Annotated in this window: 9 protein-coding genes and 1 tRNA gene; 4 read left to right on the top strand and 6 right to left on the bottom strand. The window is 40.0% G+C overall.

All coding sequences use genetic code 11. The features are described from left to right. Window positions 1-626 precede the first annotated feature (626 nt). From KORDIASMS9_RS14855 to KORDIASMS9_RS14845, 3 genes are all read right to left on the bottom strand, one after another. Window positions 627-1,832: a DegT/DnrJ/EryC1/StrS aminotransferase family protein gene (locus KORDIASMS9_RS14855; protein ID WP_114903600.1), complete on the bottom strand. Its 1,206-nt coding sequence runs from the start codon at window positions 1,830-1,832 to the stop codon at window positions 627-629. A gap of 168 nt (window positions 1,833-2,000) precedes the next feature. Then, the gene (locus KORDIASMS9_RS14850) at window positions 2,001-2,456 is read right to left on the bottom strand and encodes a thioredoxin family protein (protein WP_114903599.1); all 456 of its coding nucleotides are present in this window, start codon (window positions 2,454-2,456) and stop codon (window positions 2,001-2,003) included. Window positions 2,457-2,526: 70 nt separating this feature from the next. Further along, a complete protein-coding gene (locus KORDIASMS9_RS14845; RefSeq protein WP_114903598.1) occupies window positions 2,527-3,156 on the bottom strand; it encodes an NAD(P)H-dependent oxidoreductase in 630 nt (209 codons plus the stop codon). Between the two features lie 115 nt (window positions 3,157-3,271). Here KORDIASMS9_RS14845 and KORDIASMS9_RS14840 point away from each other — a divergent pair, with 115 nt between their 5' ends. After that, entirely contained in the window at window positions 3,272-3,667 is a 396-nt protein-coding gene (locus tag KORDIASMS9_RS14840; RefSeq protein WP_114903597.1) for an acyl-CoA thioesterase, read from the top strand. Between the two features lie 90 nt (window positions 3,668-3,757). Here the strand turns inward: KORDIASMS9_RS14840 and KORDIASMS9_RS14835 are convergent. The 3 genes from KORDIASMS9_RS14835 to KORDIASMS9_RS14825 form a co-directional block, all read right to left on the bottom strand. Beyond that, window positions 3,758-3,842, bottom strand: a tRNA-Ser gene (locus KORDIASMS9_RS14835). Window positions 3,843-5,345: 1,503 nt separating this feature from the next. Next, complete coding sequence (locus KORDIASMS9_RS14830; protein WP_114903596.1) at window positions 5,346-5,636, bottom strand: GIY-YIG nuclease family protein; 291 nt, start codon at window positions 5,634-5,636, stop codon at window positions 5,346-5,348. A 398-nt stretch (window positions 5,637-6,034) separates the two neighbouring features. After that, window positions 6,035-6,781 carry a DUF6261 family protein gene (locus KORDIASMS9_RS14825; RefSeq protein WP_162819983.1) on the bottom strand — a complete coding sequence of 249 codons (747 nt, stop codon included), beginning with the start codon at window positions 6,779-6,781 and terminating at the stop codon, window positions 6,035-6,037. 78 nt (window positions 6,782-6,859) lie between these two features. On the opposite strand from KORDIASMS9_RS14825, the gene KORDIASMS9_RS23365 reads away from it, so the two are divergent. The 3 genes from KORDIASMS9_RS23365 to KORDIASMS9_RS14810 all read left to right on the top strand — a co-directional run bounded on the left by KORDIASMS9_RS23365 (window position 6,860) and on the right by KORDIASMS9_RS14810 (window position 15,499). Continuing rightward, window positions 6,860-7,117 carry a hypothetical protein gene (locus tag KORDIASMS9_RS23365; RefSeq protein ID WP_162819982.1) on the top strand — a complete coding sequence of 86 codons (258 nt, stop codon included), beginning with the start codon at window positions 6,860-6,862 and terminating at the stop codon, window positions 7,115-7,117. 663 nt (window positions 7,118-7,780) lie between these two features. Next, window positions 7,781-10,624 (top strand): helicase-related protein, encoded by a 2,844-nt coding sequence (locus KORDIASMS9_RS14815; RefSeq protein ID WP_114903593.1) that lies wholly within the window; start codon window positions 7,781-7,783, stop codon window positions 10,622-10,624. 3 nt (window positions 10,625-10,627) lie between these two features. After that, entirely contained in the window at window positions 10,628-15,499 is a 4,872-nt protein-coding gene (locus KORDIASMS9_RS14810) for a hypothetical protein (protein WP_114903592.1), read from the top strand. Window positions 15,500-15,521: the final 22 nt, after the last annotated feature.

The following is a 15,521-nucleotide window of genomic DNA, read 5'->3' as shown; positions in this document are numbered from 1 at the left end:
GCGAAGCGACGTGGTAATCTGTGTATTGTATAACGGATTCTGTTCTTTTAAATAACAGATTGCTTCACTGCATTCGCAATGACGTTTCAAACACTTTTCAATATAAAATTTAGCATGTTAGCAATAAACCACAAACGTCACTTCAAGTGTTTTTCTGTCACATTGAGCCGAGTAGAAATGAAAAGAAAAATGTATTGAGAAGTTCATAGAAAACCAATCGCTTTGAAGCGTCTTTACGAGAAGCGAAGCGACGTGGTAATCTGTGTATTTTCAACGATTCCGTTCTTTTTAAGTAACAGATTGCTTCACTGCGTTCGCAATGACGTATCAAACACTTTTCAATATAAAATTTAGCATGTTAGCAATAAACCACAAACGTCACTTCAAGTGTTTTTCTGTCACATTGAGCCGAGTAGAAATGAAAAGAAAAATGTATTGAGAAGTTCATAGAAAACCAATCGCTTTGAAGCGTCTTTACGAGAAGCGAAGCGACGTGGTAATCTGTGTATTGTATAACGATTCTGTTCTTTTAAGTAACAGATTGCTTCACTGCGTTCGCAATGACGTTTCGGGTACACTCCAATTCAACATTCAACATTCAACATTTCAAATTCAGCATTTCAAAACTACACCGACAACGATACCGCTTCCAAAATCACCTCACGCATCTTTGCAGCTCTTGCCTGTACTTCTGCTGCTGTCCAAGACATCTTAATTAAACAAGAAATATTTCGCGCAATATACTGATCCGATTGTTCAAAGGTTTTCGTGTCCAAGTATTGCATGCCATCTTTTACTTCCTTAGAAATAGGATACAACGACTTTAAGTTTTTCAAATGTTCCCACTTGCGAATGTAATGCCAGTTATTGTCGTAGTAATGAAAACATACATCAATGCCATTTTCTTTAAAACCTGTCATGACTGTGCGTGCAATTTCCAAATCGGGTAAGAAGAAATTGAGAAACGCATAACTTTCCACACCGCCTTCAGGAACGGTTCTAAAGGTAACTTCTGGAATGTCTGCCAAGGCTTCTCGCAGTATTGTATAATGTTTTTCTTGAATGTCTAAGAATTCTGGCAAACGACGTACTTGTGCCAAACCCACTGCTGCATTTAATTCTGAAATACGAAAGTTATAGCCTAAAAACGGATGTGTTTCTGCACCGCGATCGCTTCCAACATGATCATGTCCGTGATCACTGTAATGATCTGCATTCAATGCATATTTGCTATTGTTTGTAATGATGGTTCCGCCTTCTCCACAAGTCATGGTTTTTACAAAATCGAATGAAAAACAGCCAACATCACCAATGGTTCCTAAGGCTTTTCCGTGATACGTGCCGCCAATGGCTTGACAAGCATCTTCTACCAAAATCAAATTATGTTCGTCACAAATCGCTTTAATTTCTCCTAAATTTGCCATGCTTCCGCACATGTGTACTGGCATAATGGCTTTCGTTTTTGGTGTAATAGCGTTGCGAACCGCTTTGGGATCTAACGTAAGTGTATCATCAATATCAACCAATACCGGAATGGCACCCAACATCATAATCGCTTCAAAACTCGCCACAAACGTAAAGGTTGGCATAATAACCTCATCGCCTGCGCCAATACCTGTAATAGCAAGTGCTACAGAGACTGCCGCCGTTCCGCTGGAGACCAATTGTGCATGTTTTACATCAAACTGTGCTTGTAGTGCTTGTTCTAATTCTTTTGCTTTCCAATGTCCATTTCGCATTCCGTCAAAACCGTAACGCATGAGCACGCCACTCTCCAATACATCATGTACTTCTTTACGTTCGGCATCACCAAACAATTCAAATCCAGGCATAGTATTCTATTTTTAGTTGATCTAATGTGTATCATATCAATCCTATTAGAATCTGCGACAAATTTTAATGCTTTGCACCGCATTTTATTGTAGCATTGGTATGACAATGAAAAACCTCTTTTCCAACTACAAAAGTATAGAAAAGAGGTTATTTTTATGTGAATATTTTTAATAGTTTTTCAACACCTTATCCAAAAACTTATAATGTCTGTTCGTATTGCGCATCATATTGTAAGACATGATGTTGTCGAGTTCTTTACCTTTATGATTTACCGCAACAAGGTTTGGAAATTTGTTCTTGGTATTGTATTTCTGAGCAAGCTTTCTATTCTGTTGACGTTCCGCATCGGTAATGATATCAATACGTCTTGGAAAATCTGCCATCACCAACACAAAGTTTTTCGATTTTTTTTTGAATTTTTTGGTGTAGAAAAAATCTTCTTTCAGCATTTTACACGGTGGACACCAATCGCTACCAGTAAAATAAATTAAAATGGGTTTCTTTTCCTTTTTGGAAATTTTCTTAGCTTCTTCAAAATCGGTCAGCCAATTGAGTTTCACCTCTTCTTGTGCAAGTGCAGAAAATCCAATAAAAAAAGCGGCTAAAAACAGTAGTTTCTTCATAAGTAATGGTGTTTCAACGTAAAACAAATATATATGTTTCTTGTGTTAAAACAACAATCTTGCCAAAAAATTACATTTCCATCACACTTTCTGCAATCGTCTTACGTACTTTGTTCATCTCAGAAAACATATCGTCTTCGGCTCTGTATCCAACTGGCAATACCAATACGGAAGAAAGTCCATGCGCTTCCAATCCTAACAATTCATCATATTTTTCAGGTATAAACCCTTCCATCGGACAGGAGTCAATCTTTTCTACACTGCAAACTGTGAGTAGGTTTCCTAAAGCGATGTACACTTGTTTTGCCGCCCATGTTTTCAATTCTTCGTCCGTTTTCTTTGAGAAGGTATCAATCATAAACTCTCTAAAAGGTGCTAAAATTTGATCTGGCGTCTTGCGAATGGCTTTTACACGTTCAAAATAGTTTTGAATAGATTCACTATCAATCGTCGTGTCAATACATAATACCAATACATGGGAAGCGTCTACCACCTGCTTCTGATTCCACGAATGTGGTACCAATTGCGCTTGCAATTCTTTATTCTTAATCACTACCAAACGAATGGGTTGTAAACCGTAAGAAGTTGCCGTAAGGTTAAAAGCTTCTTTTAGGATTTCTATTTGACTGTCGTCCAAAAAGCGATTGGCATCAAACTTTTTCGTGGCATATCGCCATTTTAGACTTTCTATTATTTGCATATACGCTATCTTTGAGTTTCAAAATTTATTTCCTCAAAAATACGCAATAGCCAAAAAGGAACATCGGTTTTTGTCATAGAATAAATTAATTGCTTGATAATAAAATCCATTACCTATGAACGCATCTATAGAAACTCGCATCAAAAATTCTGAAACTCATATATTTAAAGCCGTATTTCCGAACACCACCAATCATTACGACACCTTGTTTGGCGGCACGGCTTTGCACATGATGGACGAAGCTTCTTTTATTTGTGCCACACGCTTTAGCCGAAAGAAAGTCGTCACGGTTTCTACGGATAAGATTGACTTTACCGAACCGATTCCACAAGGAACGTTGGTGGAATTGGTTGCCAAAGTTGTAAAAGTAGGAAACACGAGTTGTGTGGTGAAGGTAGATATTTTTATGGAAAAGATGTACCAAGAAGGAAGAACCAAAGTGGTCACCGGCTTTTTTACGTTTGTTGCCATTGATGATGACAAGCATCCTGTAAAGATGGTAGATTCGTGAAGATGTTGAGCGTGTATGACTAGAACTGTCACCTATTTGTACACCTAAAAAAACAAACCCTTGAAAATCTTACGATTAACAAGGGTTTTGCGGAGAAAGAGGGATTCGAACCCCCGGACCTGTTACAGTCAACAGTTTTCAAGACTGCCGCATTCGACCACTCTGCCATTTCTCCGAGTGTCTCATCGAGTATTTCCCGATTGCGGATGCAAATATAGAAAGCTTTTTCTATTCTAAAAATAAATTTTAAGGTTTTTTTGCGACTTTTTTGTAAGATGTTGGGTGTTAGGTGTTGGACTTCGGGCTTCGAGTGCCTCAGCCCGCGTTGTGTGTAATCTGTGTTCTTTGTAGGGTGGACTTCGAGTGCCTGATTCCGTGTTCTTTGTAGGGTGGACTTCGAGTGCCTCAGTCCACGTATATATTTTGAGTACCTCAGTACGCGGGTTAGTGCTTAGCTATGTACGCGTGTAGTGCGGACTTCGAGTGCCTCAGTCCGCGTATATATTTTGAGAACCTCAGTACGCGGGTTAGTGCTTAGCTATGTACGCGTGTAGTGCGGACTTCGAGTGCCTCAGTCCACGTATATATTTTGAGTACCTCAGTACGCGGGTTAGTGCTTAGCTATGTACGCGTGTAGTGCGGACTTCGAGTGCCTCAGTCCGCGTATATATTTTGAGAACCTCAGTACGCGGGTTAGTGCTTAGCTATGTACGCGTGTAGTGCGGACTTCGAGTGCCTCAGTCCGCGTATATATTTTGAGAACCTCAGTACGCGGGTTAGTGCTTAGCTATGTACGCGTGTAGTGCGGACTTCGAGTGCCTCAGTCCGCGTATATATTTTGAGAACCTTAGTCCGCGTTGTTTGTAATCCAAACACAGTAGTCTGAGGCACTCGAAACTCACCGTAGTCTGAGGCACTCGAAACTCACCGTAGTCTGAGGCACTCGAAACTCATCGTAGTCTGAGGCACTCGAAACTCATCGTAGTCTGAGGCACTCGAAACTCATCGTAGTCTGAGGCACTCGAAACTCATCGTAGTCTGAGGCACTCGAAACTCAACGTAGTCTGAGGCACTCGAAACTCACCGTAGTCTGAGGCACTCGAAACTCATCGTAGTCTGAGGCACTCGAAACTCACCGTAGTCTGAGGCACTCGAAACTCACCGTAGTCTGAGGCACTCGAAACTCATCGTAGTCTGAGGCACTCGAAACTCATCGTAGTCTGAGGCACTCGAAACTCATCGTAGTCTGAGGCACTCGAAACTCATCGTAGTCTGAGGCACTCGAAACTCACCGTAGTCTGAGGCACTCGAAACTCATCGTAGTCTGAGGCACTCGAAACTCATCGTAGTCTGAGGTACTCGAAACTCATCGTAGTCTGAGGTACTCGAAACTCATCGTAGTCTGAGGCACTCGAAACTCATCGTAGTCTGAGGCACTCGAAACTCACCGTAGTCTGAGGCACTCGAAACTCATCGTAGTCTGAGGCACTCGAAACTCATCGTAGTCTGAGGCACTCGAAACTCATCGTAGTCTGAGGTACTCGAAACTCATCGTAGTCTGAGGCACTCGAAACTCATCGTAGTCTGAGGTACTCGAAACTCATCGTAGTCTGAGGCACTCGAAACTCATCGTAGTCTGAGGCACTCGAAACTCATCGTAGTCTGAGGTACTCGAAGACTACTTGTCCCGATACGCAATAGACAATTCTGGAAGTTTAGCATACTTCCCATCAATCAGTGCTTCTTTCTTTTTTCGGCTCCAACCTTGCACCTGCTTTTCTCGGTAAAAAGCTGTGTCAATTCGGTTGTACTCTTCTACAAAAACCAACTTTACAGGCAAATGCTTTTTGGTATGGTTAGCGCCTTCCCCTCTAGCATGTTGCATAAAACGTTTGGCTAGATACTTGGTACTGCCTGTGTAGTAACTACCATCACCACATTCTAAAATGTACATATATCCTTTTGGCATGTTTTTTATTATTTATGCGGGCTTCGGGCTTCGGGCTTCGAGTGCCTCAGGCTTCGAGGGCCTCAGGCTTCGAGGGCCTCAGCCTGCTTACTTTGTTATCCACTTTCTTTGTTGTCTGTTTTCTTTTTAGTCCGCTTTCTTTGTTGTTCGCGTTATTTATAGTCTGCATTCTTTTTAGTTCACATACCGTGTAGTCTGAGGCTCTCGAAGACTACCCTTACCGTAGTCCACTTCCGTATAGTCTAAAGCACTCAAAGTAGTCTGAGGCTCTCAAAGAAGTCTGAGGCTCTCAAAGTAGTCTGAGGCACTCGAAGACTACCCTTACCGTAGTCAACACATACTCTAATCCACATTCCATGTAGTCTGAGGCTCTCAAAGTAGTCTGAGGCACTCGAAGACTACTCCACTTCATCACTCATATCTGTATCACTCGTGTCTGTGGTGTCTGATCGCAAACGTGCATTTACGGTTTGATTGTATTGCGTTGCCAATTCACTGATTTCATTTACTAGCGATTGATGCGTGGCATTGGTACCCAGCGTTGCATGTGCTTCAATATGTGCCACCAATACACGATACACAGTATTGCTATCATCGCGCATGGTTGTAAAACTTTTTGAGGTATTGGCTGCACTTTCTGAAACCCTTGCCAAAAAGCGATCATTAAAACCTGCATTAGCTGCTGTCAGCTCTGCTACCCAATTGCTAATGCCTGTGGTAGTGATGGCAGCGGTTAAATCAGGTTCTGTACTCCAATCGGCTAACATGCTATCAATAACCGCGGTTTCTGCTTGGTAATTCATTCGCGGAATATTGGTGCCAAAAGAATTCAAATTGTACAGTAAACTACGTGCTGCGTTTTGCATGACTTCCTCATAGTGGTATTCATGCGACTCTAACAATCCTTTAATGCCCATAAACGCCCGATCTCGGCGCGTATCTAAATCAATCAATTCTTGTGTTATGCCACTACTTTGCTCTTGTTGAAACAAAGTGTCCATCTGTTGTGTCATACTTAGCAAGTCATCGCGTTGTGCCGTTAATTGTAATGCGTCTACATCTTGCGCATTCACTAATTCCAATACATCTTTCATGTATTGTAAAAATTCGCTATTTCTATAGCGAGAAAAAACAGGTATTTCCATCTGTGTTCATTTTAAATAATTCATAATTTTTTGTTCGTTTTTCACTGTTTTATTACATTATTCGCAATAAAAAGCCGTTTGAAACCTTCTCGCAGCAATGCAACAAGCTTTCCGACGCGTTTGAAACCTTCTCGCAGACCTGCAGCAAGCTTTCCAATGCATTGGAAACGTTCTCGCAGCGCTGCAACATACATTCCAACACATTTGATACGTCCACGCAGCCTTGCAGCAAACTTCCCAACGTGTTGGAAACGTTCTCGCAGCCATGCAACAGCTTTCAAACACATTGGAAAGGTCCTCGCAGGACTGCAACAGACTTTCCAACGATTTTTTTAAGGCAGTGTATGATTGCAATGCGATTTACAAAAAAAACTTCCACCAAAGCAATGCTTCCAAACGAGTTTTAGAGCGAATCATTTCCTGTGTCAACAGTGTTTCATGAATATGAATGTCGAAAAAAATTTCTAACAAACGAAAAGTATTTTGTAAGCGTTGATTTTTGGAAATAAGCGTTGAATTTTGGACAAAATTGTAAGATTTATCTTTTTAAAAATATGCTAAGGGATTTTGGGTTTGGGCTTCGGGCTTCGAGTGCCTCAGCCCTCGTTTTTTGTAGTCGATGTTGTTGTAATTAGGCTTCGGGCTTCGGGCTTCGGGCTTCGAGTGCCTCAGCCCTCGTTGTTTGTAGTCGATGTCGTTGTAGTCTGAGGCACTCGAAGACTACCCTTATCTGAAGCACTCAAAGTAGTCTGAAGCACTCAAAGTAGTCTGAGGCACTCGAAGACTACCCAATCCACACAATTACGGGAAACCACAATCATATCTTTGATAAATACTCTATTTTAGTGTTTTATTTAGTATGATAATCAATATGAATTTTATATTTACGTCGCTGTATATGCTATAATGATACTTCGCAATGAAAAATCTTTACAAATTGCTGTTAAGTTTCATACGAAAAAACGAAATTTATAGCGCTTGAATCATTAACTAATAATAATGCACAAACCAACCATTGCCGCAGGGCAACGAATCACTACCCGAGGTGAGGATTTCTTAGTAACCAACGTCGTCAACAATTCAGACAACAGTCAACTACTCGATGCAGAAGGAATCAGTGAGTTGGTGAAAGGAAAGCGTTTTACATTTGATACCAAAATTGATACGGAAATAAAACCCGTAGATCCCAACGATACCATTTTTATTGCCGATACCGGAAACGGTTACCGCAAGTCAAAACTCTATATAGAAACGCACATCCGAAATTCAGCCTTGTATTCAGATAAAATTACCATTGCGTCCAAAGCGGCATTCAATCTGTCTGAATACCAACTTACACCTACCTTAACTGCATTGCAATTACCGCGTCCACGATTGCTTATTGCCGATGGTGTAGGATTGGGAAAAACTATTGAAGTAGGCATCTTTATTGCTGAAATGATGAAACGTGGAAAAGGAAAGCGCATCATGGTTTTGGCATTAAAATCTATATTAGGACAGTTTCAACAAGAATTATGGAATCGCTTTGCCATTCCGTTGATGCGATTGGACAGTCAGGGAATTGCTAAAATTAAAGACGTCCTGCCTTCCAATAAAAATCCATTTGATTTTTATGATAAAACGATTGTGTCAATTGACACCCTAAAGAACAACGCAAAGTTTCGACATTATATTGAAAAATCGCGCTGGGATATTATTGTCATTGACGAATGTCATACGGTGGCAAACAATCAAAGTCAGCGCGGAAACTTGGCACAATTCTTAGCCAAACAATGCGAATCATTGATTTTGACTTCTGCCACACCTCATAACGGGAAAAAAGAAAGCTTTGCCAACCTCATTAACATGATTGAACCCACAGCAATTCCCAAAAGTGGCAACTATACCAAAGAAGATGTAGCTCCGTTTTATGTACGTCGCTTTAAAAATGACATTACAGAAGACGCCGTAAAAGCCAACTTTCAAGACCGTGAAATCATTCGTTTGGAAACAGACTTGTCTGCGCAAGAAATTGCCTTTCTACGCTACCAACAAGGATTAAAGTTGCAAGGCTTGGATGCGTTGCAGCGTCAAAAATCAAAAGATGACCTGTTGTTTTCCATCATGATTTTCAAAGCTTTCATGTCTTCACCAAAAGCTGCGTTAGAGAGCATTCAAAACCGTATTGAAAAGGTGCGCGACATCAGTCAACCTTCGAAAAAATTTGAAGACAGTTTGGACATTTTGCAAACATTAGAAACACATTTACAACAAATCATTGCAACCAAGGCAGACAGTAAATACAAAAAATTTACACACACTTTGCAGCAACTTGGCTGGTCGGGCAAAAAGAAAGACGATCGGTATGTAGTATTTGCCGAACGCATTGCCACACTCGCCTATCTTAAAGAAAATTTAATGCGCGATTTTGGCATCAAAGAAGACGCCATACAATCGTTTAGTGGTTCCGACTCAGATGTAGAACAACAACAAATTATAGAAGATTTTGGAAAGGAAGACAGCAAGGTGCGTATCCTACTCTGTTCAGACGCAGGTTCGCAAGGTGTCAATTTGCATTACTACTGCAACCACATGTTTAACTACGACATTCCTTGGTCGCTCATCACTTTGGAGCAACGCAACGGGCGTATAGATCGGTATGGACAAACTAAAACACCCTACATCTATTATTTGGTAGGAAAAACGAAAGATGAAGCGTTGCGAACCGATTTACACATCATTAACAATCTTACCAAAAAAGAAGAAGAAAAACACAAAACACTGGGCGATATTGGTGCTGTGATGCAACTTTACAATGCCCAAGAAGAAACCAATAAAGTAATTGAAGCCCTAGAACAGCAAGACGAAGACTTCTTGGAAGAAGAAGCGTTTGACTATAGCATTGGTATTTTTGATGAATCGGAAGAAACCGCCGCCATCATTACCGAACATCCTTATGAAGCGCCAAGTACCATTTTTAGCAAAGATTTTGACTTTTACGAAGCGCTATTCAAGCAATTGCACAGCGATCAACTGATAAAAGCTTCCGAATACACCTTTCACAGTGAAGACGAATACTTGGAACTGACCAATACCAAAGAGTTACACAAAATTTTATATGACTTGCCGCCCGAATCCAAGCCAAAAATTAATGAGGTTTTTAAACTAACTACCGACAAAGCGCTGGTGCAGCAAGCAATTGCCGAAGCGCGTAAGAAAAAAGGCGATTGGGCAGCGTTTCAAATATTGTACGACTTACACCCTGCCATTCGGTTCTACATGACCAAACTGGAAGCCAGCGTACCCAAAAACCAAGCATTGGCAGCAAAATTTAGCAATAAACTGCCTGAAAACACCGCGTGGTACATCTTGCAAGGACAAACCTCTAACAATTTAGGGCAACCTGTTATAGCCGATTTCTTCGTAGTCGGTGTGTCCGAATCAAACGTAATAGATTGCTTGTCTATTACAGATTTTGTAAAGAAATACAAACTGATTGAAAACGTGTACAATGAAGAAATTACTGCCGACGAATTGCAACACTTACAAACACAACTGCCCATTGCTATTAACTATGCAAAAAACAAGCACATGAAAACCTTGCAAGGAGCGCTTTCAAAAGTAATGTTTAGCAAATTGGTAGCACAAGAAGAAAAACTAGAACAATGGGAACAATCTTCCCTGCAACAACTCGATCTTAAATTTGAAAATACGGCAGACACCAACTTTATGCAGGAACGCAAAAAGAAAGAAATAGACGAAATAAAAACCATTGCCAGCAAATCAAGTCAATACATTCAAAATGCATTGGCGTTAAAAGCTGAGGCATACATTAACGTCATGGCGGTATTTTACAATGCATAATATATGATAAAGTTTATCAACAACATAGGCGACTTTTTTGCTACGAATTACTTTGATGAGGATTTCGTAAAAAAAGTACATGCCAAATCTGGATATAGCAGCGACGATCAAAAAGAATTGCAAAAACGCATTACGCCGTTACGCTCCAAATATTACAAGTTCAAACAATCCATTACAGAAGGACGCATTCGTACCAAAGATAAAATCTACGAAACACATCAGTTTCATACCCAACTGCTCAACGCGCTGGGCTACAATGGCAACCAACACCAATACAACGAACCGTTTCATTTTAGTGAAACCGAAGTATTGCCTGTACGCCACAAACTGTATCGCGGAGACACATTGCATTTGATGATTATGGAAATGCAGCCACTCATTAAAGAAGGTGACGAAGAACCCGATGGCTTGTTTGAACAACGCTACAATATTGACGAAACGGAACTGCAAACCAAAGAACAACGCTACCACCGAAAGCAATGGAGTCGTATTTTTACCGTGCCAGATACATTAAAAATATCACCCGTAATTGTCAACAAAGCCATTTCGCAACTCTGCTTATTAGACCAAAGCGAACGTCCGGCGTATATTTTATTATTAGCAGGAAATGTATTGTTTTTAATTGATGTTGAAAAGTGGTTTCGTGGCTCGTATTTGTATATTGATTTGGAAGAATTCTTTTCGGAAGCAACCATCAATCGCAACTACCATTCGTTATTTTATTTGCTATTTTCAAAAGAAATGCTCGCGCCAGAAAGTGATATGGTTTTGATGGACCAACTGGAAGAAGACAGTCATAAAAGTGCGTATGAGGTTACAAAAGATCTAAAAGAAGGCATCATTCACGCTGTAGAAGCTTTGGCAAATGAAGCCTTGTATTACCGAAAAACCATTCGCCATGAAGAATTTGACGAAACAGACGACCGTTTTGAAGCGCAGGTAAAAGACGATTGTTTAAGCTTGGTGTATCGCTTGTTGTTTGTGTTTTATGCAGAATCTAGGGCAGATTTGGACATCTTGCCCATTACAGACAGCGTATACCAAAAAGGCTATTCGCTGGAAATGCTGCGCGATTTGGAACAAACACAACTCATTACCGATCACAGCCGCAACGGATACTTTTTTCATCACTCATTACAGCAACTGTTTACCTTAATGGGCGCAGGCTATCGTGAAAACGAAAACGGAAGCAACAAAAGTTTTCGCATTCGTCATATAGATTCGCCCTTGTTTGACGATCGCAAACTGCAACAATTGCAAGGCGTACAATTTCGAAACTTTGTTTGGCAAGATGTTATTTGCAGACTTTCGCTATCTAAAGAAATAAAAGGAAAAAACCGTGGGCGTATTTCGTATGCCAACTTGGGCATCAACCAATTGGGAAGTGTCTATGAAAGTTTGCTGGCGTTTCGTGGGTTTTATGCAGAACAAGATTATATTGAAGTACATCCTAAAAAGAAACCACAAAAAGGCACTTTGTTAGTTCCGCGGAAGCGCAGAGATGATTTTGATACTGATGAAATTTTAAAAGATGCAGAAGGGCACGAAGTGATCATCCCGAAAGGACAGTTTGTATACCGTTTGAGTGGTAGAGATCGCGAAAAATCGGCATCGTATTATACGCCCGAAGTGTTGACGCAATGTACGGTAAAATATACGCTAAAGTCCATCTTGGAAAAGGTTGCCAAAGGCGATATGAAAGCTTCTGAATTGCTCGAATTGAAACTCTTAGAACCTGCCATGGGTGCTGCCGCGTTTCACAACGAGCTCATCAACCAACTGGCGGAAGCATACTTGTTGTACCGACAAAAGGAAACCAACAAAAAAATTGCTCCCGAACGTTTCCGAGAAGAATTACAAAAAGTGAAAGCGTACATTGCCACCAACAATACCTATGGCGTCGATTTAAACCCAACTGCTATTGAATTGGGGAAACTTTCTTTGTGGCTCAACGTGATTCATAAAGACATGGAAACCCCGTTTTTTGGCTATCGTTTGGGAGTTGGAAATGCCGTAGTTGGTGCTTGGTTAAAAATATATAAAAAGAAAGAGATTGATATAGAGTTTCCGAAAACGGGAACACAAGCACAGCGCAACAAACCCATTAAAAAGGAATGGTGGAACCACGCACCTACGCATATAAAATTTGGCGAAAAAGGCATCAAACGAAAAGATGATGAAATATATCACTTTTTGTTGCCCGATAAAAACATGGTGCCGTCAGCGGGCATTAAACTGTTGAAGAAAGAGTTTGAAAACGAAGCCAAAGCGGTCAGTGCTTGGCGTACGGAGTTTTGCAAACCAATTAACGGTAGTGAATACCAACGCTTGCAAAAACTAGCCCGTGCTGTAGATGTCTTGTTGGACGAGCATTATACCTTTCAAGCAAAAATAAATGCGCAAACCATTTCTATTACCAATGTGTATGGATTGGAAGCGTCCAAACAAACGGCGATACAAAATTATGCGGAAAAGGAAAACTTGGCCAACAAACGAAACGACACCAATGCGCCGTATTACAAATTAAAGTTGATTATGGACTATTGGTGCGCCTTGTGGTTTTGGGATGTGCGCGAAGCCAAAGAACTGCCTACACGACAACAATGGTATGATGATATAGAAAAGATTATTAACATTGATATGGACTTGCTTGCAGACACCAATGAAAATGATGCCCAGAAAAGCACCGCTAAGGTGGATACCACAAGTACAGAGCAGTTTGACTTGTTTGCTGCAGAACCGACACAGCAAAAGCTAAGAGCGTACCGAACCGATAAAATAAGTGCCTTAAAAAAACTGACCGCAGCGGTACAAGCAGAACCAAGTTCGTTGTTTACGAATAAGCGGAGTGAGATTGTAAACAGACTTGCTACAGAAAATAGCTTTTTTCACTACCAATTAGAGTTTATAGAAGTATTTATAGAACGTAGCGGTTTTGATATTGCTGTTGGAAACCCACCTTGGTTAAAGTTGACCTTTGAAGAAAAAGGCTTGATGAGTGAAGTGTTTCCAGAACTGGCAATTCGAAAAACCTCTGCGCCACAAGTACGCAAACTGCAAGAAAGTTTTTTACAAGAAAGCACACAAAAAGAAGCTTACTTTCATGAATACATACAAACAGAAGCTTCTGCGGTATTTATGAATGCCTTTCAAAACTATCCATTACTCAAAGGACAGCAAACCAACTTGTACAAGTGTATTTTAGAAAATGGTTTTCATTGGATTTCTAAGAAAGGGTTTTTAGGTTTAATTCATCCTGAAAGTATTTATGACGATCCGAAAGGACAACCTTTGCGAAAAGAAGTTTATCCACGATTATTGTATCATTTTCAGTTTCAAAATGCCTTTAATCTTTTTACTGAAGTTGCACACAGAGAAAAGTATGGAACTAATATTTATGCAGGCACAAAATCTGATATAAGTTTTAAATCGATTAATAATCTTTTTCAAGCTGTTACAATTGATGGTTGTTTTATACATGACGGATTAGGATTATCTGGAGGAATGAAGCTAAAAGACTATTCTTCTGATTCTTTTGTATGGAATATAAAACCACATCGTTCTCGTATTGTACATTTTACTGAAAAAGAGTTACGAATTATAGCCAATACTTTTGAAAATTCGGATGCATGGGAAACTGCCAAATTGGTCAGCATACATACCAAAGAAATTATGAACGTGTTAGATAAATTAGGACAATTTCCCTCTACTGTTAATGACTTTGATACTAAAATTAGTGAAGGTTGGCATGAAACCAATGATGTAAATGATGGTTATATTGAACGCCAAACAAAATTTCCTACTGTTGAAAACTATGAAATGATATATAGTGGTCCTCATATTTTCACTTCCAATCCAATGTATAAAACTCCTAGAAGCATCTGTACTGAAAAAGGGCATTATGATATTTTAGATCATTCATCTGTAAAAGAACATTTTATAGCTCGTACTAATTATGTCCCAATGCATGAAGGAAAAGAATATGCAACCGTGAGTAAAGGTTTTGAAATTAGAAAAGATGAGTTGGGTAATCCCGTTTATGATGATTGGTTGGATTATTATAAAGTTGGTTTTCGAAAAATGTTAAGTCTGGCTGGTGAGAGTACACTAACAGGTGCTATTTTACCTCCTAATACTTCACATGTATATGGTTTGATCAGTGTTACCTTTAAAGAAGAAAGTAAACTAATTGAATTAACAGGTATTGGTTCTTCATTAGTATTGGACTTTTTTATCAAAACTATTGGTGCTTCTAATTTAACGGATAGCAGAGTTACTGCTTTACCTTTAGGAGTTGAAGAACGGTTCATAAATCAACTTTTTAACAGAACTCTTCAACTCAATTGTCTCAACACCTATTATGCACCACTTTGGGAGCGCAACTTTAAGGAAGCTTTTACCCAAGATGCATGGAGCAAAACTGACGCGCGTTTAAAACCCTTTGGTACTTTAACCAAAACATGGCAATGGGAAACACCACTGCGCAATTGGTTTGAACGCCGACAAGCACTGGTAGAAATTGACGTTATTACTGCCATGGCACTCGGTTTAACCTTAGAAGAATTGATATTGATATACAATGTACAGTTTCCGGTATTGCAACAAAACGAAGACGATACGTGGTATGATACTACTGGAAACATTGTGTTTACCTGCTCTAAAGGATTGACAGGCGTTGGTGTAGATCGTCCCGTTTGGGATACCATTAAAGACCTAAAAGCGGGCGAAACCTACAAACATACCATTGAAAAGAGTGAACTGTACCAAGGAAAAGTAATCACCTACCACGCTCCTTTTGACAAATGTGATCGTGTGGCCGATTATAAAACGGCATGGGCGCATTTTGAAAAGGTGTTTGAAAATAAAACGGAGTAATTTTTATGATAGTAACCAAGCC

The organism is Kordia sp. SMS9 (assembly GCF_003352465.1).
In the GTDB taxonomy this organism is placed as follows: domain Bacteria; phylum Bacteroidota; class Bacteroidia; order Flavobacteriales; family Flavobacteriaceae; genus Kordia.
Note: the sequence above shows the minus strand (reverse complement) of the source record. Positions and strands in the feature narration are given on the sequence as shown.